Genomic DNA, 1593 nt, shown 5'->3' with positions numbered 1-1593 from the left:
CTGCTGCGCCGCTCGATCCGCAACCTGCGGCTGCTGGCGGGCGGCCAGCGCGGCGGCGGGGCGCCGACGGGCGCCGGCTTCATGCACGAGCTGACCTCGGTCGCGATCGAGGCGATGGGCGAGCAGTTCCCCGAGCTGCACGCGGACGCCGCGCACATCCACGCGGTCGTCGACGCGGAAGACGCGGCGTTCGCGAGCACGCTGCGCACCGGCACCGCGATCTTCGATGTGACGGTGGAGGAGGCGCGCCGCAAGAAGTCGTCCGTGCTGTCCGGCGAGCAGGCGTTCCAGCTGCACGACACTTACGGCTTCCCGATCGACCTGACCCTGGAGATGGCGGCGGAGCAGGGCCTCTCCGTGGACGAGGACGGGTTCCGCCGGCTGATGGACGAGCAGCGCGCGCGGGCCAAGAAGGACGCGACGGAGAAGAAGACCGGCAACGCCGACATCTCGGTGTACGCGTCGCTGCTCGAGCAGGCGGGCAAGGTCACGTTCACCGGGTACGACCTGATCGCGGGCGAGGCGACCGTGGTCGGGCTGCTGTCCGGCGGGGTGCCGGTGACGGCGGCGGTGCAGGGCGACGGTGTCGCCGTGGTGCTGGACCGCACACCGTTCTACGCTGAGGGCGGCGGCCAGCTCGCCGACCAGGGCGTGATCAGGACCGACGGCCCGAGCGGCCCGGCCGAGATCGAAGTCACGGACGTGCAGGCGCCGCTGCCCGGCCTGATCGTGCACCGCGGCGTGGTCCGCTTCGGTGAGGTGACCGTGGGCTCGCCGGCGCACGCGGAGATCGAGATCGAACGGCGCCGGGCGACCTCCCGCTCGCACACCGCCACCCACCTGGTGCACCGCGCGCTGCGCGGCGCGCTCGGCGAGTCGGCGGCACAGGCCGGGTCGGAGAACGCGCCTGGCCGGCTGCGGTTCGACTTCACCGCGACGGGCGCGGTACCGGTGTCGGTGCTGCGCGAGGTGGAGGACGAGGTCAACAGGGTCCTCATCAACGACCTGACGGTGCGCGCGTTCCACACCTCGCTCGACGAGGCGCGCTCGATGGGCGCGCTCGCCCTGTTCGGCGAGAAGTACGGCAGTGAGGTCCGCATCGTCGAGGTCGGCGAGTACTCCCGCGAGCTGTGCGGCGGCACCCACGTGGCTCGCTCCGGGCAGCTTGGCCTGGTCAAGCTGCTCGGCGAGTCGTCCATCGGGTCCGGCGTGCGGCGGATCGAGGCGCTGGTCGGCATCGATGCGTTCCGCTTCCTCGCCCGCGAGAGCGTGCTGGTCAACCAGCTCACCGAGCAGCTGAAGGCGCGCCCTGAGGAACTGCCCGAGCGCATCTCCGGCGTGGTCAGCAGGCTGCGCGAGGCGGAGCGCGAGCTGAACAGGCTCCGCTCGGCGGCGCTGCTGGAGTCCGCGGGCGACATCGCCGCGGCGGCGGAAGACATCGGCGGCGTGGCGTTCGTAGCGCACCAGGTGCCGGACGGCACCGACGCCGACGCGCTCCGCAGGCTCGCGCTGGACGTGCGGGGCAGGGTCCCGGCCCAGCGGCCCGCTGTGGTGATGATCACTGGCGTGCCCGCGGACCGGCCGGTCGTGGTG

1 protein-coding gene is annotated in these 1593 nt (G+C 72.8%); it reads left to right on the top strand.

Annotated elements, in window-relative coordinates; genetic code table 11:
- Positions 1–1593, top strand: a 1593-nt coding sequence (locus tag WA805_RS18300; RefSeq protein WP_425242931.1) for an alanine--tRNA ligase-related protein, incomplete at both ends; no start/stop codon positions are given.

This window comes from Trebonia sp. (assembly GCF_049794275.1).
Classification (GTDB): Bacteria; Actinomycetota; Actinomycetes; order Streptosporangiales; family Streptosporangiaceae; genus Trebonia.
This window is presented reverse-complemented; position numbering and strand designations above follow the sequence as displayed.